Consider the following 21,722-nt stretch of genomic DNA (forward strand, 5'->3'; position numbering starts at 1 on the left):
GATCAGATGAAACCGCCAGCCGCGGGCGCGAATTCCGCCCGCGGCCTCACCGCCAAGCAAAGGGAGCGCTGCGCCGCATGGCTGTTCGTCCTGCCCGATGCGCTTGGCCTGCTGGTGTTCGTCGGCGTGCCGATGCTGCTGTCGCTCGCCGTCGGGTTCTTCGAGGTCAACGGCTTCGGCGGCTACAGGTTCGTCGGGTTCGGCAATTACAGGCGCATGTGGGGCGACCCGCTGTTCTGGTCGTCCGTGAAGGTGACGGTAGCCTATGCCGTCATGCTGGTGCCGGCGCTCTACGCCGCCGGACTGGGACTGGCGCTTCTGGTGCAGAAGACCAACCGCTTCAACGCGGTCATGCGCTCGATGTTCTTTGCGCCGCAGATGGTCAGCCTGGTCGTGGTGGCGCTCGTGTGGCAGCTCATGCTGGTCGAAAAGGTCGGCATCGTCAGCCGGCTGGCGCCGCTCGTCGGCCTCGGCGGAATTTCGCTGCTCGGCGATCCAAATCTGGCGCTGTTCACGCTGGTGCTGGTCAGCGTCTGGTTCCTGATGGGTTTCTACATGCTGATCTTCCTCGGCGGACTCCAGGACATCCCGGCAGAGTACTACGAAGCCGCAAAGATCGACGGTGCCGGGCCGGTGACAAGCTTCTGGTACATTACTTTGCCCTTGCTCAAGCCGACCAGCTTCTTCGTCCTCCTGGTCTCGCTCGTCGCGGCTGTCGCCGGCGGCCAGGTCTTCGACCTGATCTATGTGATGACCAAAGGCGGTCCGGTCAATTCGACCTCGGTGCTGATCATCTACATCTACAAGCAGGCATTCCAGTTCGGCGCGTTCGGCTATGCATCGGCAATGGCATCGCTGCTGGTGCTGGCGCTGATGCTGGTCACGGTCTTCTTCTTCGTGCTGACGCGCGGCGGACGCTTCGAGCATGACTGACGGCCGAACTCCTTCCGGCCGTTCGCAGATACGAGCGGCGAGGCTTGCCTGGATGCTGGCGACTGCGGCGCTCGGCCTGATGACGGTGTTCCCGCTGGTCTGGATGCTGGTCATCTCGCTCAAGCCGGCGAGCGACGTCTTCACGCCGAGCCTCATTCCGGAACGCCCGACGCTCGGCAATTTCCTCTATGTGCTGACCGAGGTGCCGTTCCTGCGCTATCTCTTCAATTCGTTCTTTGTGTCGGCCACAGTAACCGTCGCTGCGCTGTTCTTCCATTCGATGGCCGGCTATTCGCTCGCACGGCTGCGTTTTCCGGGCCGCGACATTCTGTTCCTCGCCATGTTCTCGACCTTCCTGGTGTCGCTGCCGGTAATCATCGTGCCGCTGTTCATTTTGACGCGGACGCTGCATATGCTGGACAGCTATGCCGGGCTGATCATTCCTGCGATCTTCAACGCGTTCGGCATCTTTCTGCTCAGGCAATATTACCTGTCGCTGCCCAGGGAGTTGGAAGAAGCGGCGATCATGGATGGCGCCGGCTACTGGCGCATCTATTGGAGCATCATCCTGCCGCTCAGCCGGCCGATCCTGTCGGCACTGGCGATCCTGTTCTTCCTCGCCAACTGGAACGCTTTCCTGTGGCCGTTGACGATCACATCGGACCTCAACCTCTGGGTGGTGCAGGTAGCCATTGCGAACTTCAAGAGCCAGTACGCCGCCGCCTGGAATTACGTCATGGCCGCCTCGACCATCGTCGCCGTGCCGATGCTGGTCCTCTTCGTGATCTTCCAGCGCCAGATCATGGAATCCATCAAGACAAGCGGCCTGAAATAACCGCTGAAGCAAGAGGAGAAACACATGGATAATGCCGGCCTGTCGCCGCTTCGCGGGCTCGCCAAATTGCGCGACGCCAAAACCCGCCGGTTCTCAAGCTACGACCGCACCGGCGGCAATGACGACCGGCTGCACATTGAACCCGGCCAGACGGTGGTGATTGCCGAGCATGACGGTGCCGGCATCGTCACGCATATCTGGGCGACGCTCGCCTGCGAGAGCGAGGCGTTCCTGCGCAAGATCGTATTGCGCGCCTATTGGGATGGTGAGGCACATCCGAGCATCGAAACGCCGATCGGCGATTTCTTCGGCATGGGCCATGCCCGCACGCGCAATTTTGCCAGCCTGCCGGTGCAGGCAAGTCCAGAGGATGGCAAGGCCTTCAACTGCTACTTTCCGATGCCGTTTGCCAGCCACATGCGCTTCACCGTCACCAATGAGGCCGAGGACGACCTGCTTTTCTATTACTATGTCGATTTCGAACTGCATGAGGAACTCGAGGAAGGCCTGGGCCGCTTCCACGCCCAATACAGGCAGCAGCGACCTGACGGCATCGACCAGGCGGGGCTGGCCAACGAGCAGTTCCTGTTTGGCGGTGAAAATACCGACGGGAACGGCAACTACACCATTCTGGAGGCGGAAGGTCACGGCCACTATGTCGGCGTGCTCTATTCGGTCTATTCGCGGCGGCGTTCCGCACTATGGGACTGGTATGGCGAGGGCGACGACATGATCTTCGTCGACGGCGAGCCGGGCATTTCCGTGCCGGATACGGTGCGCAAGCCCGATCCGCGCATCGGACCGAAGGCCGAACTGATCGGCGATCGCGGCGAGACCAGCCCCGGCGCCAACGATGCCTGGCCGCCAACACTGCACGGCACCGGCACCGAGGACTATTTCAACACGGCATGGTGCCCGACACAGGACTACAGCGCGCCCTATCACGGCATCATCGCCGCCGGCGGGCCGAACTGGACCGAGCCGGTTACGCTCTATCGCTGGCACATAGAGGACCCGGTCATCTTCCACAAACGGATCCGGGTGACCATCGAGCACGGTCACGCCAATCGCCGCTCGGACGACATTTCGTCGGTCGCCTTCTGGTATCAGGCCGAACCGCACAAACCGTTCGAAGCGCTTGCCGATGTCGAGGACCGCATCCCCACCTATCGCGCGCCTTATCACAATTGGAATGCCGCCTTCGACGAGAAGAGGCGTTAGGCCGGGACGCGTTCGAATTGAACCGTGCATCCCGCGCTATCTGTGTCGGGGCACGACCGTGCCGCAGCGCGCCACCTCAGCTGCGAGGTGGAAGTTGCTGGACAGACCAGGTGTTGCCGTCGGGATCCTCAAAGAAGACAAATCTGCCCCAGGGAAAATCCTTGATATCGCTGACCTCGATACCTTGAGCGGCCAGGTGCCGGTGTGCCTCATCGACATCGGGCACGACCAGTTGCAGGCCCCTTATGGATCCCGGGGGGCTGTCGACGAGGCCCTTGCCCATGGCAATCGAACAGGCCGAACCGGGCGGCGTCAATTGCACGAAACGTATCTCGTCGCTTACGGTGTGGTCGTGATCGAGATGAAAGCCGACCTTCTCAACATAAAAGGCAATTGCTCTATCGACGTCCGATACGGGGACCGGGACTAGTTCCAGCTTCCAATCCATGACAGCCCTTTCGCAGCTTGATCGCCAAGTGGTGCCGAACACCGTGGGCGCCATCCCGCCATCTTCCCAATGCCATTGTCGGCGCGGGCCGCTCAGTCAGTCAAGAGATACCCGGGCTCGGGCAACGTGAGGACTGGTCTCATTGCTGAGACGGCGTTCGGAACCGATGAGCACAAGCTCAGTTAGGCGGAGGACAACCACCTTTCGGATCAGCAAGGACGACTTTAATGATCGGAACGCAGGGCGCCGAATACAACTGTGGGAAGGTTGAACGGGCGTCGTTGACGCGCGAAGGGATTGCTTGGAAGCGACGCTCGCCGAAGCTGGCGAGATCGTCGGACGGCGAAGCCGAAGCGCAATTATGCCGTGAATGCCTACGATTCGGCCTGCCTTCTCCTTGCCGCGATCAAAGACGCCAGCACTGTATCCAAGGGTATCCGAGCCGGCGCGACGTTCTGGCGGCGGTGCGCGATATCCGTTTCAGGGGAATCGCCTATCGCGAGCCGGTGCGGTGGGATGAAAAGGGCGACAATCTGGCCGCTGTGACCGCACTCAACGGGGTGGAAAACGGCCGCTTCCGACAGATCGCCGAAATCCAGCAGATGCAGAGTGTCGAGCAGACCTGACGCCGACAGGCTCTCCGACCGAACCGGTTTCCGCCGCTTTGCCAGGACGATTTTCACAGGACCACGAAACAATAATCTCCGGTCGCCGTTTCGCCCGCAGAACCTTTCGAGGAGGCGACGATGAGCGCAACCGGCTTGGACGTTTTTGACAAAACGCTGCAAATAACAAACATCTGGCTTGACGAGATCATGGCGGATCTTGGTCCGGATCGACACGTCGCCTGGCATACATTGGGCGCCGTTCTGCGAACCCTTCGGGACAGGCTGCAGATCGGACTGGCGGCCAACTTGGGAGCGGAACTGCCGCTGCTCGTGCGCGGCGCCTACTATGATCGCTATCGGCCCGCCGACATGCCCGACAAGACACGCTCGCTCGAGAAGTTCCTGCAACACATCGCCGATGAATTGAAATCGACCCGTCCTGTCGATGCCGAGGATGCGGCACGCTCAGTGCTGCGTGTGCTTGCACGGCATATCGACCTTGGCCAGTCGGCAAAGGTGCGGGATGCGCTGCCAAAGGAAATCCAGGTCCTCTGGCCTGAAAGCGTGGGCGTCAAATAGCGGCGATCCTGCTCATGCGGACGCGCGACGGACCAGCTGCCACGAAACGCTGAAAAGGGTAGGTATTGCGCCCGGTGTTGCCGAGATCAATGAGATCAGATGATCGGCAAGATGGTCGTAGTGGGCAGTTTCGGGGCCGATTGTCGTCAATGCCGGATGACTGAATTCGCCCTCGTCGATATTGCCGCAGCCGATGACTGCAATGTCGCCGGGCACGGAGAGGCCGGCCTCCTCGAATGCGTGCAGGGCGGTCACGGCGGCAAGATCGGATTCGACGAAAAGCGCGGTCGGCCGATCCTTGCGGGCGGCCAGCGCCGTAGCATTGGCAAACGCAGCCTTGCGCGCCTCTGCACCGCCGATCACCAGGTCGTCTCGCAGCGGAAGGCCGCGTGCTTGCAGGAAGCTGCGATAGGCGGCGAGACGGCTCGCGTCCACCGCTTGCTCATGCACCATATAGGCGATGCAGCGATGGCCGGCTCGGTAGAGGTAGTCGAGTGCCTCGAAGACGGCCCTGCCGGTATGCTGGCGCACAACCGAGAAGCCTGCCGGCTCGATGGTCGGATGGAAGATCACCGCTGGCCGGCCCGCGGCCGCCAGGCGCGCGGCCAAGAGCATCACCTCGGGCTCGGAGAGATGCTGCCAGTCGGCGATAATGCCGTCTGCCAGCCCGCTCTCGATTTCCCTCACGATCCGGTCGGTTCGCTCGAAGGTGTCTCCCGCGGTGATAATCGTCGAAAATCCCCTCAGCGCCGCTCCAGATTGGATATCCTGCGCGATCCGGTCGCTGAACGGCACGCCGAGACGAGGCAGTACAAGGCAGATTCGCTCGGCCTGCTGGCGGCGCAGCTGCCGCGCGGTGCGGTTTTGCACGTAGTTGAGCTCAGCGACGGCCTCAAGGATGCGCTGCCGCGCCTCCTTGCCGACGAACTTCAGGCGCGTGCTGTCGCCGCTGAGCAGGTACGACACGGCAGCGGTCGATACATTGGCGCGCCGGGCGACATCGGCCATGGTCGGCGCCTTTCTGCGATCGGAATTTCTCTCGTGCATTGTTGGATCCGCTGCGCGACGTGACATGATCAGCTGTCGCTCAGCCGGATTTCATTCCAGCTTCCATGCCCGGCGGCAAGGATCTCGGGCCTTGCCTCGCCGGCCTCCTCCATCAGGGCAACGATGCGGCCTCGCAGCCATGCACGCGTCTCTGCGTGATCGGGCGAAGCTATGAGATTGGTTAGTTCGTTTGGATCGGCATCGAGGTCGTAGAGCCTCGCCTCGACATAGAAATCGCTGCCGGAATCCCGCCAGCCGTCTTTTCCCGGTGCCTCGACCTCATATTTCCACCGTCTGGTGCGCAAGGCGCGGCCGACATGGTGCTCGCTGATTTGAATGAATATCTCGTCGCGCGGCGGCCGTTCGCCCTGCAGCGCGTCGAGCAGCGAGACGCCCTGCATCGAATTGGGCACTTTCAGGCCGGCCGCGGCGAGCAGGGTCGGCGCGAGATCGACGAGGCTGACCAGGCCTTCATATGTGCCGATGCGCTGGAAGCCGGGGCCGTGGAATAGCGTCGGCACGCGGATCGACGCCTCATGACAGGAACGCTTGTATTCGTTGTTGCGGGTCTTGAAGTGACAGCCATGGTCGGAGGTGAAGAGGATGATCGTGTCGTCAAGCCGGCCAAGGCTGTAGAGCGCCTCGATCAGCCGTCCAAACGCCTCGTCGAGGCGTGCGACCATGCCCAGATAGCCAGGGAAATGTTCGGCTGTCGTGCCGCCAAGTGCTGCGAGATCGCCGGGAATGGCGAGCTTCTTGCGGATCCTCTCCTCGTATCCGAGCGGGGCAGGGTAGTTGTCCGTCTGGTTCTGGTGATGCGGCTCGAGGAAGGACAGGAATAAAAAGAAGGGCTCGGCTTCGCTCGAGGCGACATAGCGGATTGCAGCGTCGGTGAGGGCATCGACGCGGTATCCCGGCAGCTTCACCGCCTTGCCGTCATTGTCGTGGACGACGGTGTCGAAGGGGCCGGAAGTGAACTCCAGGATGTTGGAGGCCAGCCAGTAGCGATAGCCGCCGCGTTCTTCCTGGGTGACCGGCTCGGCGGACCCCAGGTGCCACTTGCCGATGTAGGCGGTGTCATAACCTGCCGCGACGAAATGATGCGCGAGCGTGCGCTCGCTCTTAGGCAGTGGGATATCGTTACGGTAGCAGCCGGTCGTAGTCGGGTACCGCCCCGTCTGAAAGACGGAGCGGGCGGGGCCGCAAACGGGCTGGCATGTAAACGAATTCGCCAAGAACGTGCCGGTCCCGGCGAGGCGGTCGAAATTTGGCGTAAGCTCGAGCGGATTGCCATGGACACCAACGGTGTCCCAACGCTGCTGGTCGGTGAAGAAGACGATCACGTTCGGTCGGCGGGACGTCATAGGGTGCAATGCCTCCGAATGGTCATTTCATGCCTGCCAGCATCACGCTGCGGACGAAGTAGCGCTGCGTGAAGAGGAACAGCAGCAGGCTCGGGATGAAGAGAATGATCCCGCCCGTCGCCGTCAGGTTCCACTGGGTGAAGAATTCCTGGTTGAAAAGCGTCAGTCCCGTCGTGATCGGCCGCATTTCGGTGGTGTTGACGGCGACCAGCGGCCAGAGGAATTCGTTCCACTGGAACACGAAGGTGAGGAGGGCCAGCGTCGCCAGTGCCGGACGGACCTGCGGCAGCACGATGCGCCAGTAAAGGCCGAGTTCCGAGCAGCCGTCCATCCGTGCAGCGTCAAGCAACTCGTCGGGAATCGGACGGATGAACTGCCGCATCAGGAAGATTCCGTAGGCGCTCATGGCGAATGGAAGGATAAGGCCCTGATAGGTGTTGAGCCATCCCATCCGCGCGGTGAGCACATAGAGCGAGATCATGCGGATGAAGAATGGGATCATCAGCGTCGACAGCACCGCGACAAACATGACGCGCTTACCGGCGAATTCCATCTTCGCGAAGACGTAGCCGATCAACGGATCGAAGATCAGATGGAGGAAGGTAATCCCGCCGGCGATGATGAAGCTGTTGAGCGTGAAACGCGCGAACGGCGCCTTCTGCCAGATGTCGATGTAATTCGTGAATTGCCACGTCTCGGGGATCAGAATCGGAATGCCGCTGAAGACGTCGGCATCGCTCTGCAGCGACAGCGAAAGCATGTAGAGGAACGGAAAGATCGACAGCGCCACGCAGAAGAGCAGCAGTAGGTAGGACGGGAGCGTTTTTGCGAATGTCATGCCAACCTCAATAGGTGGTTTCGCGGTTGAGCAGGCGGAACTGAACGAAGGTGATGGCCAGGATCAGCAGGAACATCAGGAAAGACAGCGCCGAGGCGTAGCCGATGTTGAGCTCGAAGAAGGCTGCCTCGAACACGTGCAGGCTGAAGAACCGCGTCGCGTCGGCCGGTCCGCCCTTGGTTATCAGGTAGGCCGGCGCCAGCTCCTGCAGCTGGCTGATCGTGCTGACGACCGCGATGAACAGCGTGGTCGGCGTCAACAACGGCCAGGTCAGATAGCGGAATTGCTGCGTCGGCGTGGCGCCGTCGATGGATGCGGCATCATAGAAGTCGGACGGGATCGACTGCAACGCGGAGAGGTAGATCAGCATGGCATAGCCGACATCCTTCCAGACCGTGATGGCGATGAGGGTCGGCAGCGCGGTCGAGGTGTCGCCGAGCCAATTCTGGGTGGGCAGCCCAAGCTCGGCAAGGAAGCTGTTCAAGATGCCAGTGTAGGGATCGAGAATTGCCTGCCACATCAACGCGACGATCACGAAGGAGGTGATGTAGGGAAAGAAGATGATTGCGCGGATCAGAGTGCGCCCCGGGATCGGCCGGTTGAGCACGACCGCCAGTCCGAGGCCAATGGCGATGCTGGCCGCGGTGACGCCTATCGCGAAGGCCAGCGTCACGAAGAGCGACTGCCGAACGCGCGCGTCGCCGAGGGCAGCAACGTAGTTGTCCAGTCCGGCGAATCGGCTCTCGCCGATCAGCGGCTGGCCACTGTACAGGCTCGCCCAAAACTCCAGTCCTATCGGATAGAAGAAATAGACCGAGAAATAGAGGATTGCTGGCGACAGCAGCAGGTAAGCGAGAAGCGTTTGTCTGGTGCGCCGGCTGAAGCGGCCAGCTCGCCGGGTCGACATCGCGCCGACGCCAATGTCCGTATCGGCCGTATCGGTGCTGCCGCTGATAAACATCGGCCTAGTTGTTGGCCAGGATGACGTTGGCCTCGGCCGCGAATTTCGGCATGATCTCGGCTGCTGGTTTCTGATTGTAGATGATATCCTCGAGCGCACTCTGCAGAAGCTTCTCGATTCGCGCGTGCTTGCCGGTGAGGCGCAGCTCGGCGGTGACGTCTTGCGCGTAAGGCAGGCATTTGCTGAAGCTGCCGATGACCGGATCGGCCTGAACCTCGGCGTTTTCGGCCCAGGATTTGCGCGGCATCGTCATGCCCGCTTCCTTGGTAGCCGCTAGTTCCGTGTCGAGCGCGACGAGCCGCTTCAACAAGTCCCAGGCCTCCTTCGGGTGCTTGGCGTCCTTAGGGATCATCACACTGACGCCGCCCGCGAACGTCGCCTGCACCTTGTGCTTGAGTGATGGCGCAACCGCCCAGTTGAGCTTCGGGTTGCCCGAGCGGATCGGCTTCACGTCCCACGGACCGGTTATGATCATTGCGACCCGGTTGGCCGTGAACAGCTTTTGCGGACCCTCATAGTCAGCACCCGCCGCCGGCTTGGTCGCTGCTTTTTCCTTGTGGATCAGGTCGGCGAGGAACTGGATCGCTTCGATCGCCTCAGGACTGTCGAGATTGACCTTGTTTGTCTTGGGATCGTAATAGCTTACGCCGTTCTGCAGTAGCCACGACGAATAATATCCGATGCTGGGGTTGGGAGCGAAGCCGAAGCGGGCGCCGGTCGTCGTCGCCTTGGCAACCTTCAGGAACTCCTCCCAGGTCGCAGGCGGCGCGTCGAAGCCCGCCTGCTTAAGCATATCGACGTTGTACACGAGGGTGGCGCAGGTGAGGTGGATCTGGACGCCATAGTACTGGTCGCCGAGTTTGTTGCGCTCGACGGAATAGGCTTGCCAGTCGTCGGGATAGCCGATCGCCTTGCCGTCTTGTTGGATGAAGTCGTTCAGCGGCCGCAGCAGATTCCGCTGGCCAAATTCCTGCACCCAGCCGCCGGGTTCGGCGACGAGATCGGGCGCGTTCTTCGCCGCAAAATCCGCCACCAGCTTGGTGCGCATATCCGGCCACTGGAATTTCTCCCACTGCACCGACCATCCGGTATGATCGGCCTCGAACTTCGCTATTGCATCGGCATAAGCTTGATAGGCGTGGCCGGCGTTCCAATAGAGCGTCAAGGTCTCGGCATGGGCCGCAGTCGCGGTCGTCAGGGCCACGCCCAAAACCATGCCGTGCAGGAATCCGACTGACTTGTAGCGGCTCATCTTGGTCTCCTCCCTGGTTTGCCACCCGCCTTCCTCACAATGGATGGCGTCATATTATTCGATTAATATACCCGCTATACCGCAGTTTTTGTCAAGCTCCGACTGTAATGCAGTGCATAGTTCTGGCCGAACTCGGGCGGAGCTATCTACAGCGCGCGATGGCGAAGTTGCTTCCGGTACCCGGTATGGACGATCGCGGCCTAACCTGGAAAGATCGTGAAACCGCCATCGACGCGGATTACCTGCCCGTTGATGAAGCGCGCGCGCGGACCGGCGAGGAAGGCCACCGCTTCGGCGATCTCTTCAGGCTCCGCATACCGGTTCAGCGATTTCTTGCTCGAATCCATGCGCTGCGGATCGACCACACGGCTCGCCTGGAACCGTGCCGTCTTGGTGGCGCCGGGGCTCACCGCATTGACGCGTACGCCATCGTCGATCAGTTCCTTGGCGAGGCAGCGCGTATAATGGACGACAGCCGCCTTGAGCGTCGAGTAGACCACCTCGGGCGAGCATCCGATATGCGCTGCCGCCGAGGCGATGTTGATCACCGAGCCTGAGCCACGCTTGACCATCGGCGGAACGAACGCCTGGCAGACCAGCATCGTGCCGATGAGGTTGTTCTCGGTTAGAACCTTGATGTCTTCGTAGTCGATGTCCAGTGCGTTGTTGGGATTGGGCTTGACGCCCTTGGCGCCGATGTCGCCGCCGGCGCAGTTTACCAAGACGTGCACGTCGCCGAGCTCCGCCTCGATCTTCCTCTTCATTTCCGCGACAGCTTGCTTGTCGCCGATGTTGCCGGTGACCGCGGTGATGCGCGTCCCATGCTTCTCCAAGCCCCTGGCAGAGTCGCCGAGGTCCGCGAATTCGCCATATTGAGATGGCCGGGCCCAATCGAGGTCGTGGACCGCGACGTTTGCGCCAAGTTCGGCCAAGCGGTCGGCCATCACGCGGCCGAGGCCGCGTCCCGAGCCGGTGACGAAGGCGGTCAGGCCGCTGAGTTCTCGGGCAGTCATGCTGATTTCTCCATTGCAATGAAATCGAATTTCATCATGTTGGCGGCGCTGCGCCGGATCATGTCGAGCTCGTACGAAACGAGCGCACCGTCATCATCGCGCTCCCATGGCGTGCGGTAGTCGGCGTCGTCCGCAAGGCGGTTCAGGCGCGCAGCACTCAGGCAGGCCGCGAATTCGCGGGCGGTCTTCGGCGCATATCCGTTCCACCAGTCGTCGGTGAGACAGCGAACGTGACGGGCCTCCAGCGCGCCGGGCTCAAGCACCGCCGTCAGCGTGTCGTGGTGCTCGCCAAGGATGGCTGCCAGTTCGGCGAAAGGCACGGCGCCGTCGCCGATCGCGCAGCGGACCAGGCGGTAGCCCTCATCCGTGAACTGGACGCGATAGTCCTTGAGGTGAACGTGGCGGACATGGGGCGCGATCCGGCGCGTGAAGGCAAGCGGCGCCTCGCCGACAGGAAAGGTGTTGCCGGTGTCGTAGGTGATGCCGACACCCGGCCCGCCGAGTTCGCAGAACGCAACCAGTTCGTCGCTGCCGAAGTCCTGATGGTTCTCGATGCCGAGCACGCGTCCCTCGGCCGCCGCACGCGGCCCCCATTCCGTCAAGGCAGCGCGAATCGTTGCGTTGAACTCGCTCCATTTCGGACCCCACGCATTGCGGTCGCCGCACAGGACAGGCGTCAGTGCGATACGGATCGTCGTCGCCTCGAGCAGGCGCGCAGCCCGAAAGGCGTTGTCCAGCGGACCTGCCACTAGAAGTCCGCCGCTCACCACCGGGACGATGTCCAGCGCGGCAAGACGCCTGCGCAGGGCGACGATTTCGGCGTCAGTCAAGTCGGTCAACCAGGGTTCGTAGATCTCGAGCGTGCGTGCGCCCAGTTCCTGCGCCAGCGTGATGAAGCCTTCCAGCCCCACGCCGTCCGGATTGTGCCGCGGCGTGCCGCGGCCCTGCAGGCCGAGATAGTAGGTCAGTCCGTAAGGGTTGAGGCCGAGACGAAACATCAGCTTGGCGGTTCCAATGGAGAGCGGAGAGGCGTCACTAGCGCAGACCGGCATCGACGGTTATGGACTGTTTGGTGATCATGCGGCTGTCGTCGGCCGCCAGGAAGAGCACGGTGCGTGCAATCTCCTCGCCCAGCAGGACGCGGCGAATCAATTGCCGCTGCACCGTCTGGTCGACTGCCTCCTGCGTCTTGAACCACAGCTCGCGCTGCCGCTCGGTCATGACGGCGCCGGGTTCGATCGCATTGACGCGGATGTTATCCGGTCCGAACGACCGCGCCAACGCACGCGTCAGCGCCACCACGGCCCCCTTGGCGGTGGCATAGGCCACCATCTGGTCCGCTCCGAACCGCCAGGCAATGGAGGAGAAGTTTATGATCGAGCCGAAGCCGAGTTCCTTCATATGCGGATGCACTGCCTGCGCGGCGAAGAAGTGATGCCTCAGATTGACGTCGAAGCTGCGGTCCCAATAGTCGGCCGTTACCGCGTCGATGGGATGGCGCTGATCATTGGCTGCGTTATTCACCAGGACGGCGACCGGACCAAGCCGCGCGCGCACGCCTGCTACCGACGCCTTTAGCGCATCGACGTCGGTCACATCGCAATGGAGATATAACGGAGCCTGCCCGGCGGCACCAGCGAGCTCGCGCACCAACGCCTCCGCTGGTTCGTCCTGCACATCGAGAAAGGCTATCCGGGCGCCGTTCGCCACGAAGGCGCGGACCATATCGGCGCCAATGCCGGAGGCGCCGCCGGAGATCAGCACGACCCGATCGGTCAAGCTCGGATAAGTCGCGAATTGTACGGACATCAAACTACAGAAGCGCCTTGGTTGTTGGATCGAACAGACAGGCACGCGACATGTCGATGCCGAGCGTTATCGTCTCGCCCATGACGGGAGCGTCATCCGGCTCGAAACGGCCGGTGATCTCCAGGTCACCCAGCCTGAGCACGGCAAGCGTCTCGGCCCCGGTAGGCTCGACCAATTCGACCGGCGCCTGCATGGACGCCACAGCAGGTTTGCGCGACTTCAGATCGGTCGTGAAACGGTAGATGTGTTCCGGCCGGATACCGAGCACGACGTCCTGTGGCGCACCGGCGGGCATCGGCGCGGCAAGGGCGAGGCTGGCGTCGCTGCCGTCAGCGGCGCGTACCGAGATGCTGGTCGAGCCCGTAAGCCGGGCGGGAATGAAATTCATCGCCGGCGATCCCATGAAACCGGCAACGAACATGTTGGTCGGCCGGTCGTAGATCCGCTTCGGCGTGTCGAACTGCTGTACCGAGCCCTGGTTCATCACCGCAATGCGGGATGCAAGCGTCATCGCCTCGACCTGATCGTGGGTGACATACACCGTGGTCTTGCCGACGCGATGGTGAAGCTTCTTGATTTCGGTACGCATGTCGACGCGCAGCTTGGCGTCGAGGTTGGACAAGGGCTCGTCGAACAAAAACAGCTTCGGGTCGCGCACGAGGGCACGCCCCATCGCAACGCGCTGCCGCTGGCCCCCCGAGAGCTGGCCGGGCTTGCGTTTAAGCAGCTGTTCGATCTGCAGGAGTGCGGCAACCCGCTGGACAGCTTCCGCCTGCGCCGCTTTTGGCACGCCGCGGCTCTCCATGCCGAAGGTGATGTTCTGGCGCACCGTCATGGTGGGATAGAGGGCGTATGACTGGAACACCATCGCAATATCGCGGTCCTTGGGTTGCACCGAGTTCACCAGCCGGTCGCCGATCCATATCTCGCCCGACGTGACGGTTTCCAGTCCGGCGATCATGGCGAGCAAGGTTGACTTGCCGCAACCCGACGGGCCGACAAGGGCGACGAATTCTCCGGTCTTAGCCTCGAGATCGATGCCGGCAAGAATCTCGAGCGAGCCGTAGCTCTTGTGAAGGTTGCGGATCATCAACGCGGACATCGGCGACGCCTCATTTTATGGCGCCCTGGGTGAGGCCGCGCACGAAGTATTTTCCACCAAACAGATAGATCAGCAGCGGAGGCAACGCGCCGATCAGCACGGCTGCGCTCATCACATCGTAAGCACGCGCGGTCGTGCCGCCGGCCGTGAGCGCGACCAACGCCGCCGTAATCGGCTGCTGCTGGCCCGATGTGAAGACGACGCCGAACAAATACTCGTTCCAGATGCCGGTGAACTGCCAGATGACGGTGACAATCAGAATCGGCGGCGACAGGGGCAGGATGATCTTGCGGAAGATCCGCCAGAAGCCGGCGCCGTCGATGCGTGCCGCCTTGATCAGGTCGTCCGGTATGCTGACGTAGAAATTGCGGCAGAACAGGGTGGTGAACGAGATGCCCTGGACGACGTGGATCAACACCAGCCCGTATGTGGAATTGGTCAGGCCGAGCTTGCCGAGCAGGAACGCCCACGGCATCAACGAAATCTGGCCGGGCATGAATACGCCGAGCAGCATCAGATTGAAGATCAGTTCGGAACCCCTGAAGCGCCATTTGGAGAGGATGTAGCCGTTCATGGCGCCGAGAATGGTCGAGATGATGGTGGCGGGGATCGTCATCGCCAGCGAGTTGAAGAAATTGCGCTTCATGCCCTCGCAGGTACCGCTGACGCAGTAGGATCCCCAGGCCTGCGCCCACGCATCGAACCGGAAGCTGCGCGGTACGGAGATGAGGCCGTTGCGGGCAATCTCCGACTGCTCGCGCAATGAGTTGAAGATCACCACCAGCAATGGCACGAGATAGACGACCGCGAAAAGCGTCAGCACGGCATAGACAAGGAAGCGACTCCAGAAATGCCGGCGCGTGGCAGCGGCTTCTTCCGGATCAAAACGGGCATTAGGGGCAATTTCAGCCATTGCGGCCCTCCGCCCGCCGGCGCCAGACGATCCACAAGGAGTACGGCACCAGCACCACCGCGACCGCCGCGAGCATCATCATCGCCGCGGCGGCACCCTCGCCGATTTGGCCGCGCTGGAACATCAGGTCGTAGACATAGATGGCGGGGAAGGTGGTGGACACACCTGGGCCGCCTCGCGTCAACGCCGCCACCAGGTCGAAGGTCTTGATGGCGAATTGTATCTGAATGACCGCCACCGCCAGGAATATCGGAGCGATGGTTGGCAGGATGACCCTCCGATAGGTCCGGAAAACCGACGCGCCGTCGATTTGCGCGGCTTTGACGAGATCCGGATCGACCGACCGCAGACCGGCCAGGAAAAGTGCCATTGCGAAGCCGGACGACTGCCAGATACCGGTTATGATCACCGCATAGATCGCAGTGTTGCGGTTGGCCGTCAGGGCGAAGCTGAAGTCGGTCCAGCCAAGCCCGCGAACGAAGGCCTGGATACCGTCGACAGGATTATAGAGCCAACTCCACACCGTACCGGTGACGATGAAGGACACCGCCAACGGGTAGAGAAAGATGGTGCGCCAAACCGCCTCGCCGCGGACGCGCTGGTCGATCGCGATCGCGAGCAGCAGGCCAACGGCCATCGAGCCAACGATATAGAAGCCGCTGAACAGGAAGAGATTGGTATAGGCGATGTTCCAGCGCCGGTTTGCCCAGAGCGAAGCGTAATTGTCCAGGCCGACGAACCCATAGGTCGGCAACAGCGACGAATTGGACAGCGAGATGTAGAGCGTCCAGAGCGTGAAGACGAAAACATAGATGAAACTCGCCGCTATCGACGGCGCCAGCACCAGAATGGGCACCATCGTGCCCAGGCGCTCGCGCCACGGAGGGGCCGCGGCAGCTGCGGCTGGTACAATCAGATCATGGGTGGACATCGGGCTGCTCCGGCGAGGTCTGGCCGGGAGCTTCGCCCCCGGCCATCATCGGCAGCGTCACTTCTGCGCTTCGGCCGCATCCGCCATCGCATTGGCCGCGTCCTGCGCACTCATATCCGGCGTTGCTACAAACTCCGTGATGCTATCCATTATTGCGCCGCGGACCTTTTGCGGAACCGTCATGTTGTGCGCCATCGAACGCACGAGCGTGCCGGCGGCGATCGAGGCTTGCAGATCCTTTTGCGAGAGCTGCTGGCAGGGATTGAAGCCGTTCGAAAGATCGACGTCGAGGCGGGCCGGAATGGACCCTTTGGTCTGATTGAAAATGGTCTGGAATTCGGGCGACAGGATGATGCTGGCAAGCAGCTTCTGTCCCTCGATATAGTCCGGATCCTTCTGCTTGAAGAACACGACCGAGTCTGAATTCAAGATGAAACCGGGCTTGCCCCAATCGGTCGGCGCCTGGGCGCAGACATAGTCGGTGCCCTCCTTGAAGCCGCCGGCCGTCAGCAGGCCGATCGTCCAGTCGCCCATGATGTGGAAGGCGGCCTCGCCGCGGCCGACGAGATGCGACATGGTATCCCAGTCACGCCCGTTCATGCCGGGGTCCATGTACTTCGAGGTCATGGTGCGAAACTGCTCGAAGGCCTTGACCATGCCGTCGCTGCGCATGGCATCGACGTCGCCCTCGACGAAAGCTTTCTTGTAGAGATCGAGGTCCTGACCGTACACGACCACTTCGAAGACGGTCGAGTCGGTCCAGTCGGCGGTCGAGTGCGAAATGCAGATCTTGCCGCTGGCCACGATCTTGTCGCAGGCGGCGTTGAATTCCGCCCATGTCTTCGGCATCTCGGTGACGCCCGCGTCCTTCATGACCTTCGGCGATGCCCACAGCCAGTTGATGCGGTGGATGTTCATCGGCGCGGCCACCCAATTCCCGGTCGGCTTCATCACCGGCAGCAATTCGGGAGCGACGACCTTCTCCCAATTTTCCGCCTTCGCCAGGTCGTCGAGATTGGCTGTCATGCCCGTCTCGTTCCATTCGGCGATCTCGGGGCCTTTGAGCTGCACAGCGGGAGGTGCGTTGCCGGCGATCACATCAGCACGCAGTTTGGCCAGGGTATTGGCCGTATGGCCTGCGATGGAGGTCTGCTGCCAGGTGCCACCCTTGGCGGTAAACATCTCGCCGAGCTTGGCGATAGCCTGGGCGTCCGATCCGGTGGCCCATTGATGCAAGAGGTTGGTCTTCGGCTCCGCGAGGGCTGTTCCGGTAATCAAGGTGAAGGCGGTAGCGGCCGCAAAGGCCGTCCTCAGGTATTTCATCGTTTCACTCCCATATGTGATGCACGGTTCGTATCGACCGCTTGTGGCCCGCGATTTGAGGTCGTGGCCGGCGAGATTCAGTAATCTCCGTTCTTTCCAAGATGACATATTTGGGCTATCAGTCAACGTGCTTTGTGCCCATCATGAACAAACCTTCGCTTAGAAATTGGCTGATCGACAGGCCGTCCGCGTCGCCGGAGAGCCTGATCGTCCGATGCTTGCGCGAGCGCGGCGTGCTTTCTGCGTCGCAAATTACCCGCATTACCGGTTTGGCGCGGTCGACGGTTTCAACCGCGCTCAACGGCTTGAGAAAATCTGGGATGGTGATCGAATCCTCGGCCCATCATGACGCGGCGAGGGGTATCGGCAGGCCTGCCACGACATTGACGCTCAATCCCGCTGCGGGCACCTGCGTCGGCATCCATCTGGGCCTCGACGAGATGCGGTGTGTCGTCGCTGACGTCTCGCATTCTTTCGTTGCCGAACAAACTATCCCCATGGGTCTGGACTACCAGCCGCAACAGGCGGCCCAGCTCGCCAAGTCAGTAATTGCCCGATGCTACGAAGAGAACGGTCTGCCGATGGCGGGGCTCCTGGGGGTTGGGGTCTCCGTCTCGGGCCCAGTCAGCCGCGAAGGAGTGGTGCTGCGCGCGAGTATCGTTCCGACCTGGGCCGGGGTCAACATCCGCGATGTGTTCGGGCCGGTCCTTGAACAGCCGATCTTCGCCGACAATGAGAGCAACTGCTCGGCCATTGCCGAGCTGATGTGGGGTGCTGCCGTCGGCCAGGACGATTTCGTGCTGTTCAAGGTCGATCTGGGCGTCGGCGGGGCCATTGTCCAGCACGGTCGGCTGGTGAGCGGCATCGCCGGCGGCGCCGGCGAATTCGGGCACATTAGCATCGATCCCGGCGGCGACCTTTGCCGGTGCGGCAATCGAGGATGCCTGGAGCTCTATGCCAGCTTTGCCGGACCGCTCGAGCAGATTTCGCGCATCGTGCGGCGGCCGGTCACGATGGACGACGTGATCATGATGGCCGAGGAGGGCGACGTGAGGGCGCTGCGGATGATCGAGGACACCGCCGAGTTCGCCGGCCGTGGCCTTGGCCTGATCGGTTCGGTTCTCAATCCGCCGCTCATCATCATCAGCGGCCGCATGGCCTTGGCGGGCGACATTCTCCTGGCGCCACTGATCGCATCATATGAACGCCACACGCTCATCAAGTCCCGCGATGTGGCGCCTGCGCTGCGCACGCGGATAATCGTTGGCAAGCACACGGAGAACGATGCATTGCTCGGCGCGGTCGGCCTCGTGCTGCGCCACAACAGCCGGCTTCAGTGACCCGGCTTGCTTCGGGTGGCGCTCTGATTTTGCGAGCTGCTCGCCGAAGCAGCGGAACTGATGTTTGCGTACGCGACACGCACCGTGCGCTGCCTCGGCTTGATCGCGGTGGCGAGCAGCAGGCCGGCGATGATAAAGGCGGCGCCGGCGAGATCGTAGTCGTGCAAGCTTTCGCCAAGGACCAGATAAGCGAGAACGGCGACGAAGGCGGTCTGGAGATAGAGCAGCATGCTGGCGCGCCCCGCACCAAGCGTCTCGACGCTACGGTTGTAGAGATAGTACATCAGAGCGCCGCCGGGGCCGGCAACATAGGCGAGAGCCAGAAGGCCGTTCGCATGCAGCGCCGAACGATCCCCGGAAAACAATTCCCAGAGATAGAAGGGCAGTGCGGCCAGCGCGCCGGCTCCCAGCAGCAGGACCACCATCGGCAGAAGCTCGATAGCGAATTTGGCGCGACGCAGCAGCACGGTGTAGAGGCCCCAACAAAACGCGCTGCCGACGATCCACAACTCGCCGGGATTGAACTGCAGCTGCATCAGCGCGGCAAGGTCGCCGCGCGCCACGATCACCACCATCCCGGCCAGAGCGACCAGCGCTCCAAGCGCTTTCCAGATACCGAGGGGCTCGCCGAGCACGAAGCGGGCAAGCACCATGGTCATGATCGGCGACAGCGCCATGATGATGCCGGCGGTTGTCGCGTTGGTGTAGTTGAGGCCCGTGTAGATCATGCCCTGACACAAGGTTAGCCCGATAGTGCCGATGACCAGCACCTCGATCACCCGGGATTGGATCAGCACGAGCATCGCCCCGTGATGACGATGGACGATAGGCAGCAGGATCGCGCACGCGAGCGTCAGCCGCCAGAAGCAGAGCGCCCAAGGCGGCATCTCGGGGGCAACCCACTTGGCGGCGATATAGACGCCGGCCGACAGGAGCCAGCAGAGCGTCGCGAGGGAATAGGCGAGCGGAAGTGATGCGCCGGGTGTCGCCTTCGCTACACTTGGATGTGCTATCGGCAGCGATTGGATATCCGTCTCCTCCCACCGCAGACTTTAGCAGATTTGCGGCGTCTTGCTAAGCAGCAACAACAGCTGTTTCACCAGCTGGTGCAATCGGTGGGTCATTGTGGGTCCCGCCGTTCACGGTCTCCTTCCATTCGAACGCATGTTGGCCCATGAGCAACTCGATACCGAAAAGCGCAAGCCGTACCGATTTCGCGCGATACAAATGTGAGATTTATATTGCGCGACAGATATTCGCGCGGTTGCCACAATCTTCTCGCGCCATATTTCTACCGAGCGCAGATCTGTCGCGAATTCCTGGCCCTCGGATTACGAGCGCCGCTGTTTCGAAGCAATTGGAAGAATAAGCCACTGACTTCCGTTTGCACAAAGAGCGCGACACAAATCCATGCGGAGGACGTCCGATGCATGCCGGCTTCCCAGGAAGCGTACTCGTAGCGGTGTTGGGCACCGTCATGGCAAGCTGCGCTGGCATTCCGGCGCAAAAAACCGGGGCAATATCCGGCTATGGCCCCAACCCCACTTTACCGAAACCAAGACCGACGCTGATCCCGACTGTTAACATCGCCGAGGCGAAAGGCTGGCAGAAAGAAGGTATGCCGACCCCGGCGAAGGGGCTGACAGTGAACGCCTTCGCCACCGGCCTCGACCATCCGCGCTGGCTACATGTGCTTCCGAACGGCGATGTGCTGGTTGCTGAAACCAATGCCCCTGCCAAGCATGACGAAGGCTTCAGTCTTAGAAAGGTCTTCATGGACCTAGCTATGAAGCGGGCTGGCGCCGCGACCAAAAGCGCCAACCGCATCACGCTCCTGCGCGACACCGATGGCGACGGCATTGCGGATGTGCGCACGACGTTCGCGGAAGGCCTCAATTCGCCCTTCGGCATGACGCTGTCCAAAGGCAAACTCTTTGTCGCGAATACCGACGCGCTCGTCGCTTTCCCCTACTCCAATGGCCAGACCCGAGTCAGCACGTCGCCGGAAAAGATCATCGACTTGCCGGCCGGGGACCTCAACCATCATTGGACCAAGGACGTGATCGCAACTCCGGATGGACGCAAGCTCTATGTCACCGTTGGTTCCAACAGCAACGTTGGAGAAAACGGCATAGCCGCGGAGAAGAACCGCGCTGCTGTCCTTGAAGTGGATCGGTCTACCCGCCGCACTCGGGTCTTCGCCTCGGGCCTGCGCAACCCGAACGGGCTCTCCTGGAATCCTGAGACTGGCCAGCTTTGGGTCGCCGTGAACGAGCGTGACGAGATCGGCGACGACCTTGTGCCGGATTACATGACCTCGGTTCGTGACGGCGCTTTCTACGGCTGGCCCTACAGCTACTACGGACAGAACGTCGACGAACGTGCCAAGCCGCAGCGCCCCGATCTCGTGGCGGCAGCGATCAAGCCCGATTACGCCCTGGGCTCTCATACCGCCTCGCTGGGACTGACCTTCTCCAAAGGCGCGCGGCTCGGTTCGGCCTACGGCAACGGCGCCTTCGTCGGCCAGCACGGCTCGTGGAATAGAAGCGTGCACAGCGGCTACAAGGTCATCTTCGTGCCGTTCCATGGTGGCAAACCGAGCGGTCCTCCGGAAGATGTGCTCACTGGCTTCATCGGGCGTAATGGCGAGGCGATGGGCCGGCCGGTCGGCGTCGCTATCGATCAGACTGGCGCACTGCTCGTCGCCGACGACGTCGGTAATGTCATCTGGCGGGTCCGCCGAGCGAATGGCCGTTGAGCGCAGGTGGCCTTTCTGATTCCGACCTCACAGCCTTCGGCTACAGCGCCACGCCCGATATGGCTGCATTCGGCTGCGATTTCGATGCAAATGCCAGGTGACGACATCGCGCCTGCCGCATGTCGGTCGCTATGGCGACGTCTATTTTGCGCATGGCTATTCGGGCAAGGGGGTGATCCTGTCGACGCTGTCGGGCAAGCTGCTCGCTGAGGCGATCACCGGTGATGCTTCGCGGCTCGATCTGTTTTCGACCCTAAGCCCGCTGCCGTTCCCCGGCGGCACGGCGCTGCGCGGCCCGCTCTATGTGCTCGGCATGCTTTGGTACGCAATGCGTGACCGCATCAAACATTGAGCGCAGGCATGCGCAATGAGGCCGAGCGCCGCCACCAAGCGATTAACGGCTGATTTCGCGGCGGCGTCCGACTTGATCGATCTTGAATATGTTCC

Annotated in this window: 20 protein-coding genes and 2 pseudogenes; 8 read left to right on the forward strand and 14 right to left on the reverse strand. The window is 61.8% G+C overall.

Going from position 1 to position 21,722, the window contains the following annotated elements:
- The first annotated feature begins 6 nt into the window (after positions 1-6).
- The 3 genes from NKI17_RS11650 to NKI17_RS11660 are packed head-to-tail and all read left to right on the forward strand — an operon-like array spanning position 7 to position 2,989.
- Positions 7-933: a carbohydrate ABC transporter permease gene (locus tag NKI17_RS11650; RefSeq protein ID WP_352577748.1), complete on the forward strand. Its 927-nt coding sequence runs from the start codon at positions 7-9 to the stop codon at positions 931-933.
- Entirely contained in the window at positions 926-1,768 is an 843-nt protein-coding gene (locus NKI17_RS11655) for a carbohydrate ABC transporter permease (RefSeq protein WP_352448136.1), read from the forward strand. The genes NKI17_RS11650 and NKI17_RS11655 overlap by 8 nt, the downstream gene beginning before the upstream one ends.
- A gap of 24 nt (positions 1,769-1,792) precedes the next feature.
- Complete coding sequence (locus tag NKI17_RS11660; RefSeq protein ID WP_352787015.1) at positions 1,793-2,989, forward strand: glycoside hydrolase family 172 protein; 1,197 nt, start codon at positions 1,793-1,795, stop codon at positions 2,987-2,989.
- A 76-nt stretch (positions 2,990-3,065) separates the two neighbouring features.
- Here NKI17_RS11660 and NKI17_RS11665 read toward each other — a convergent pair whose 3' ends face one another.
- Positions 3,066-3,491 carry a VOC family protein gene (locus NKI17_RS11665; protein ID WP_352577746.1) on the reverse strand — a complete coding sequence of 142 codons (426 nt, stop codon included), beginning with the start codon at positions 3,489-3,491 and terminating at the stop codon, positions 3,066-3,068.
- A 173-nt stretch (positions 3,492-3,664) separates the two neighbouring features.
- Between NKI17_RS11665 and NKI17_RS11670 the strand changes: the two genes are divergently transcribed.
- Entirely contained in the window at positions 3,665-4,063 is a 399-nt protein-coding gene (locus NKI17_RS11670) for a hypothetical protein (protein WP_352577745.1), read from the forward strand.
- A 120-nt stretch (positions 4,064-4,183) separates the two neighbouring features.
- A complete protein-coding gene (locus NKI17_RS11675; RefSeq protein WP_352577744.1) occupies positions 4,184-4,624 on the forward strand; it encodes a DUF2267 domain-containing protein in 441 nt (146 codons plus the stop codon).
- A gap of 12 nt (positions 4,625-4,636) precedes the next feature.
- On the opposite strand, the gene NKI17_RS11680 is transcribed toward NKI17_RS11675, so the two are convergent.
- The 12 genes from NKI17_RS11680 to NKI17_RS11735 all read right to left on the reverse strand — a co-directional run bounded on the left by NKI17_RS11680 (position 4,637) and on the right by NKI17_RS11735 (position 17,177).
- Complete coding sequence (locus tag NKI17_RS11680; RefSeq protein ID WP_352577743.1) at positions 4,637-5,632, reverse strand: LacI family DNA-binding transcriptional regulator; 996 nt, start codon at positions 5,630-5,632, stop codon at positions 4,637-4,639.
- Positions 5,633-5,700: 68 nt separating this feature from the next.
- Complete coding sequence (locus NKI17_RS11685; RefSeq protein WP_352577742.1) at positions 5,701-7,035, reverse strand: sulfatase family protein; 1,335 nt, start codon at positions 7,033-7,035, stop codon at positions 5,701-5,703.
- 22 nt (positions 7,036-7,057) lie between these two features.
- The gene (locus NKI17_RS11690) at positions 7,058-7,873 is read right to left on the reverse strand and encodes a carbohydrate ABC transporter permease (protein ID WP_352905988.1); all 816 of its coding nucleotides are present in this window, start codon (positions 7,871-7,873) and stop codon (positions 7,058-7,060) included.
- Positions 7,874-7,880: 7 nt separating this feature from the next.
- Positions 7,881-8,834 carry a carbohydrate ABC transporter permease gene (locus NKI17_RS11695; RefSeq protein WP_352577740.1) on the reverse strand — a complete coding sequence of 318 codons (954 nt, stop codon included), beginning with the start codon at positions 8,832-8,834 and terminating at the stop codon, positions 7,881-7,883.
- A 4-nt stretch (positions 8,835-8,838) separates the two neighbouring features.
- Positions 8,839-10,086, reverse strand: coding sequence for an ABC transporter substrate-binding protein (locus tag NKI17_RS11700; protein ID WP_352577739.1), 1,248 nt, complete (start codon positions 10,084-10,086; stop codon positions 8,839-8,841).
- 200 nt (positions 10,087-10,286) lie between these two features.
- On the reverse strand, positions 10,287-11,099 hold the full coding sequence (locus NKI17_RS11705; RefSeq protein ID WP_352448128.1) for an SDR family NAD(P)-dependent oxidoreductase: 813 nt from the start codon (positions 11,097-11,099) through the stop codon (positions 10,287-10,289).
- Entirely contained in the window at positions 11,096-12,097 is a 1,002-nt protein-coding gene (locus NKI17_RS11710; protein ID WP_352448127.1) for a sugar phosphate isomerase/epimerase family protein, read from the reverse strand. The genes NKI17_RS11705 and NKI17_RS11710 overlap by 4 nt, the downstream gene beginning before the upstream one ends.
- 37 nt (positions 12,098-12,134) lie before the next feature.
- Positions 12,135-12,908: an SDR family NAD(P)-dependent oxidoreductase gene (locus NKI17_RS11715; RefSeq protein ID WP_352454144.1), complete on the reverse strand. Its 774-nt coding sequence runs from the start codon at positions 12,906-12,908 to the stop codon at positions 12,135-12,137.
- Positions 12,909-12,912: 4 nt separating this feature from the next.
- Positions 12,913-14,010, reverse strand: coding sequence for an ABC transporter ATP-binding protein (locus NKI17_RS11720; RefSeq protein WP_352454145.1), 1,098 nt, complete (start codon positions 14,008-14,010; stop codon positions 12,913-12,915).
- 10 nt (positions 14,011-14,020) lie between these two features.
- On the reverse strand, positions 14,021-14,923 hold the full coding sequence (locus NKI17_RS11725) for a carbohydrate ABC transporter permease (RefSeq protein WP_292660005.1): 903 nt from the start codon (positions 14,921-14,923) through the stop codon (positions 14,021-14,023).
- Positions 14,916-15,854: a carbohydrate ABC transporter permease gene (locus tag NKI17_RS11730; protein WP_352586669.1), complete on the reverse strand. Its 939-nt coding sequence runs from the start codon at positions 15,852-15,854 to the stop codon at positions 14,916-14,918. The genes NKI17_RS11725 and NKI17_RS11730 overlap by 8 nt, the downstream gene beginning before the upstream one ends.
- Before the next feature lie 57 nt (positions 15,855-15,911).
- Positions 15,912-17,177 (reverse strand): ABC transporter substrate-binding protein, encoded by a 1,266-nt coding sequence (locus NKI17_RS11735; protein ID WP_023675509.1) that lies wholly within the window; start codon positions 17,175-17,177, stop codon positions 15,912-15,914.
- Positions 17,178-17,320: 143 nt separating this feature from the next.
- Between NKI17_RS11735 and NKI17_RS11740 the strand changes: the two genes are divergently transcribed.
- Positions 17,321-18,517: an ROK family transcriptional regulator gene (locus NKI17_RS11740; RefSeq protein ID WP_352448122.1), complete on the forward strand. Its 1,197-nt coding sequence runs from the start codon at positions 17,321-17,323 to the stop codon at positions 18,515-18,517.
- An 86-nt stretch (positions 18,518-18,603) separates the two neighbouring features.
- On the opposite strand, the pseudogene NKI17_RS11745 reads toward NKI17_RS11740, so the two are convergent.
- Positions 18,604-19,545, reverse strand: a pseudogene (locus NKI17_RS11745) (DMT family transporter); the annotation flags it as partial.
- A 398-nt stretch (positions 19,546-19,943) separates the two neighbouring features.
- On the opposite strand from NKI17_RS11745, the gene NKI17_RS11750 reads away from it, so the two are divergent.
- On the forward strand, positions 19,944-21,275 hold the full coding sequence (locus NKI17_RS11750) for a PQQ-dependent sugar dehydrogenase (protein WP_352568060.1): 1,332 nt from the start codon (positions 19,944-19,946) through the stop codon (positions 21,273-21,275).
- A 97-nt stretch (positions 21,276-21,372) separates the two neighbouring features.
- Positions 21,373-21,627 (forward strand): annotated as a pseudogene (locus tag NKI17_RS11755) (FAD-dependent oxidoreductase); the annotation flags it as partial.
- Between the last annotated feature and the right edge of the window lie 95 nt (positions 21,628-21,722).

Origin of the sequence: Mesorhizobium sp. M0816 (genome assembly GCF_040320005.1) — a bacterium.
In the GTDB taxonomy this organism is placed as follows: Bacteria; Pseudomonadota; Alphaproteobacteria; order Rhizobiales; family Rhizobiaceae; genus Mesorhizobium.

Bases quoted from the DNA above. Each gene is read 5' to 3' on its own strand.
- NKI17_RS11740 (WP_352448122.1), top strand. From the start codon at position 17,321: ATGAACAAACCTTCGCTTAGAAATTGGCTGATCGACAGGCCGTCCGCG.
- NKI17_RS11720 (WP_352454145.1), bottom strand. From the start codon at position 14,010: ATGTCCGCGTTGATGATCCGCAACCTTCACAAGAGCTACGGCTCGCTC.
- NKI17_RS11650 (WP_352577748.1), top strand. From the start codon at position 7: ATGAAACCGCCAGCCGCGGGCGCGAATTCCGCCCGCGGCCTCACCGCC.
- NKI17_RS11700 (WP_352577739.1), bottom strand. From the start codon at position 10,086: ATGAGCCGCTACAAGTCAGTCGGATTCCTGCACGGCATGGTTTTGGGC.
- NKI17_RS11680 (WP_352577743.1), bottom strand. From the start codon at position 5,632: ATGGCCGATGTCGCCCGGCGCGCCAATGTATCGACCGCTGCCGTGTCG.
- NKI17_RS11670 (WP_352577745.1), top strand. From the start codon at position 3,665: ATGATCGGAACGCAGGGCGCCGAATACAACTGTGGGAAGGTTGAACGG.
- NKI17_RS11660 (WP_352787015.1), top strand. From the start codon at position 1,793: ATGGATAATGCCGGCCTGTCGCCGCTTCGCGGGCTCGCCAAATTGCGC.
- NKI17_RS11750 (WP_352568060.1), top strand. From the start codon at position 19,944: ATGCATGCCGGCTTCCCAGGAAGCGTACTCGTAGCGGTGTTGGGCACC.
- NKI17_RS11695 (WP_352577740.1), bottom strand. From the start codon at position 8,834: ATGTTTATCAGCGGCAGCACCGATACGGCCGATACGGACATTGGCGTC.
- NKI17_RS11690 (WP_352905988.1), bottom strand. From the start codon at position 7,873: ATGACATTCGCAAAAACGCTCCCGTCCTACCTACTGCTGCTCTTCTGC.
- NKI17_RS11735 (WP_023675509.1), bottom strand. From the start codon at position 17,177: ATGAAATACCTGAGGACGGCCTTTGCGGCCGCTACCGCCTTCACCTTG.
- NKI17_RS11730 (WP_352586669.1), bottom strand. From the start codon at position 15,854: ATGTCCACCCATGATCTGATTGTACCAGCCGCAGCTGCCGCGGCCCCT.
- NKI17_RS11715 (WP_352454144.1), bottom strand. From the start codon at position 12,908: ATGTCCGTACAATTCGCGACTTATCCGAGCTTGACCGATCGGGTCGTG.
- NKI17_RS11655 (WP_352448136.1), top strand. From the start codon at position 926: ATGACTGACGGCCGAACTCCTTCCGGCCGTTCGCAGATACGAGCGGCG.
- NKI17_RS11725 (WP_292660005.1), bottom strand. From the start codon at position 14,923: ATGGCTGAAATTGCCCCTAATGCCCGTTTTGATCCGGAAGAAGCCGCT.
- NKI17_RS11705 (WP_352448128.1), bottom strand. From the start codon at position 11,099: ATGACTGCCCGAGAACTCAGCGGCCTGACCGCCTTCGTCACCGGCTCG.
- NKI17_RS11710 (WP_352448127.1), bottom strand. From the start codon at position 12,097: ATGTTTCGTCTCGGCCTCAACCCTTACGGACTGACCTACTATCTCGGC.
- NKI17_RS11675 (WP_352577744.1), top strand. From the start codon at position 4,184: ATGAGCGCAACCGGCTTGGACGTTTTTGACAAAACGCTGCAAATAACA.
- NKI17_RS11685 (WP_352577742.1), bottom strand. From the start codon at position 7,035: ATGACGTCCCGCCGACCGAACGTGATCGTCTTCTTCACCGACCAGCAG.
- NKI17_RS11665 (WP_352577746.1), bottom strand. From the start codon at position 3,491: ATGGCGCCCACGGTGTTCGGCACCACTTGGCGATCAAGCTGCGAAAGG.